The sequence below is a fragment of the Arsenophonus sp. ENCA genome, assembly GCF_002287155.1.
Taxonomy (GTDB): Bacteria; Pseudomonadota; Gammaproteobacteria; order Enterobacterales; family Enterobacteriaceae; genus Arsenophonus; species Arsenophonus nilaparvatae.
In genome coordinates this window covers 1-2639 of the sequence record NZ_NHNG01000804.1, presented here as the reverse complement: position 1 = coordinate 2639, position 2639 = coordinate 1, and the positions used below count along the sequence as shown (strand labels likewise).

Here is a 2639-nt window from a genome sequence, read left to right as displayed (position 1 = left end):
GCGTTGCAGAATGCGCTACGGGTAATGGCATTTTGACGACAATACTGAGTTGGATTTAATCCGGAATATTCTTGAGCTTCAATGATAGCTCGCCATTTCTCGTCTGTACGGTAAATTCCCATCTAATCACGAGTTTCGCACCAATAAAAAAACGCTCTATTTTTAAGTTTAATTCAGCATGATATATAAATAGTCAAAACCTTATAAATCAAATACAACTTATTGTAATTTAAGAAAATTTATGTTTTTTAGTAACTTGCAGATTAATCATTGCTTTTAAGCCATTTTTAGAATTTTATATGCCTGTGCGAAACTCGTGTCACTGTCAGATCAACGAGAGGGAATGCCTGAGAATACACAGACTCAGCCAGCTTACGGTCGCTAAAGCAGTTTAACCAATGCGTTGTATAGGGATAGGGTGATTGAGTTCCATGATAGAAGAGTAGAGGGATCACCACAGGTAATTGCTTGTTTCCTTGCTCCAAATGGCGTTGCATAGCGGTTACGGCGTAACGTAGAAGTCTGAAAGCCATCATTGGCTCAGGGCGGCTCTGGTGCTCAATCACGCAGTAGATCAGCCCTTCACCCTGTGCGGTTTTCAGTGAGTAAAGCATATCGCTACAGTGTGACCGCAAGTCGTCCTCGATAAACGAACCTGAGCACATGGTTAACGTGGTTAAGTCGCACTGCTGGCGTAAATGTTCCGGTAAGTGAATAGCTAGAAAGTCTCTTGCAACAGACAAATCACCGAGAAACTTCTTAAAAAACCCGTCATGGTGCGAAAGTGGGGAAGTCATCAATACTCCTTACGTTTTCACCATGATAGAGTTAATCATCGAGTCAATCAATCTGGCTGCTGATTAAGATATAAAAAAACCAGCAAGGAAGAAGCTGGTTTGAAATTTTCCCTGGTGTAGGGCAAGAAGTTTGAACATTTTAGATTTGTGGCATGTATTAATTCGCAATTAGTATTAAATGTTTTAAAAATTGATGCATGGGGGAAAATCCCCGTAGTTAATTTGTTTTTCTTCAACGCCAAAAAGACCAGCACAACAGCACTGGTCATGATTTTTACCATTGACAAATGGGAGTGAATTTATTGTTTTTTCACTGAACAGCCAGATAAGGCAAGAAACGATAAGCGAACCTGAAATATTGAAAGCATATCGTTTAGTGAATAAAGATCATATCTTGCTTTGATATCTTCAAGTGAATGTTCCACAGTTCTATATGCAACATTCCTCGCAGATGCGATCTCTTTCTTTGATAGCCCAAGAGAGAATAACATTGCTGTCTCAAGTTGCTCTTTAGTGGTCAGTTCAGGAAATACATTGCTGAATTGTTCAATTTGCTTTACATCGAAGGTTTTCATGCTACACCCCCAACTTTCAGGATTTTTATACGCTGGCGTGAGGTTAAGTTGTTTGAAATGTGAGCAAATTTTACTAATATTGATGGTTGTGCTTCACATAGGAGCACACGAAAGATAGACTTCATCATAGCCTTATTCCTATCAATGCTAGGTTTAGGGTCAGGTGCTTGTTGTGGTTGACGCCACTTCAAGTACCGCAGATTTAAAAATCAATATTCTTCATATTCATAGCTAATTCTAACTTCTACTGCCTTTCGTCTTATACGTTTTATCACCTCCATTTTTATGACATTGAACTCTGTTTTCTCAATAATTTTAGATATTGCCCTTTTAAAATATAAGTTGTTAAAATGCTTATGTTCTTTATACGTTGCCATATCAGATATACCAAGATCTGACTTCAAATCATCAAGAGAAATATCAAAGTACTTTACCTTTCCGGCACTTATTTTCTCTCTGACACGAGTTTCGCACAGGCATATAAAATTCTAAAAATGGCTTAAAAGCAATGATTAATCTGCAAGTTACTAAAAAACATAAATTTTATTAAATTACAATAAGTTGTATTTGATTTATAAGGTTTTGACTATTTATATATCATGCTGAATTAAACTTAAAAATAGAGCGTTTTTTTATTGGTGCGAAACTCGTGATTGTATTTAAAATGTTATCCGACCTATGATTTGCAAGGACTTCTTTTTGGTTTAGATAGAACCCGGGTATGTCGCTGGGTAAAAATATTATTGCCGGTTTTAGAGATGACCTTGGGGCGAGAATGTGTTTTGCCCGCTCGTCAAATTCGCTCTGCTGAGGAATTTTTTCGCGCCTTTCCTGGAGTTAAAGACGTCTTTATTGATGGGACAGAGCGACCTGTCCAAAAGCCTAAGAATCTGCGTCGGCGAAAAAAAATGTATTCGGGACACGAGTTTCGCACAGGCATATAAAATTCTAAAAATGGCTTAAAAGCAATGATTAATCTGCAAGTTACTAAAAAACATAAATTTTCTTAAATTACAATAAGTTGTATTTGATTTATAAGGTTTTGACTATTTATATATCATGCTGAATTAAACTTAAAAATAGAGCGTTTTTTTATTGGTGCGAAACTCGTGAGGGATCACAGTCGGTAAGATTTGCTGTTTTTTTCAGCACAAGAGGGAGTGAGATCATTATTTGTTGGCTAATCGACTGATTTTTGAACGAATTTGCTGAATTCAGGCAGATCTTCCCTGCATTACATCACGTAACGCATTCGCGCTATTTCCAC

The 2639-nt window shown here is 37.2% G+C and carries 5 protein-coding genes; 1 reads left to right on the top strand and 4 read right to left on the bottom strand.

Annotated features, from left to right (window positions below; all coding sequences use genetic code 11):
* Positions 1-287: 287 nt before the first annotated feature.
* From CBG25_RS20920 to CBG25_RS21615, 4 genes are all read right to left on the bottom strand, one after another.
* Positions 288-797 (bottom strand): Rpn family recombination-promoting nuclease/putative transposase, encoded by a 510-nt coding sequence (locus CBG25_RS20920; RefSeq protein WP_290608990.1) that lies wholly within the window; start codon positions 795-797, stop codon positions 288-290.
* Positions 798-844: 47 nt separating this feature from the next.
* On the bottom strand, positions 845-1066 hold the full coding sequence (locus tag CBG25_RS20915; RefSeq protein ID WP_290608989.1) for a hypothetical protein: 222 nt from the start codon (positions 1064-1066) through the stop codon (positions 845-847).
* A gap of 30 nt (positions 1067-1096) precedes the next feature.
* Positions 1097-1372, bottom strand: a complete 276-nt coding sequence (locus CBG25_RS20910; RefSeq protein WP_290608988.1) for a transcriptional regulator — start codon at positions 1370-1372, stop codon at positions 1097-1099.
* A 209-nt stretch (positions 1373-1581) separates the two neighbouring features.
* Positions 1582-1776: a hypothetical protein gene (locus tag CBG25_RS21615; RefSeq protein ID WP_366212827.1), complete on the bottom strand. Its 195-nt coding sequence runs from the start codon at positions 1774-1776 to the stop codon at positions 1582-1584.
* A gap of 249 nt (positions 1777-2025) precedes the next feature.
* Here CBG25_RS21615 and CBG25_RS20905 point away from each other — a divergent pair, with 249 nt between their 5' ends.
* The gene (locus CBG25_RS20905; RefSeq protein WP_290608987.1) at positions 2026-2316 is read left to right on the top strand and encodes a transposase family protein; all 291 of its coding nucleotides are present in this window, start codon (positions 2026-2028) and stop codon (positions 2314-2316) included.
* Positions 2317-2639 lie beyond the last annotated feature (323 nt).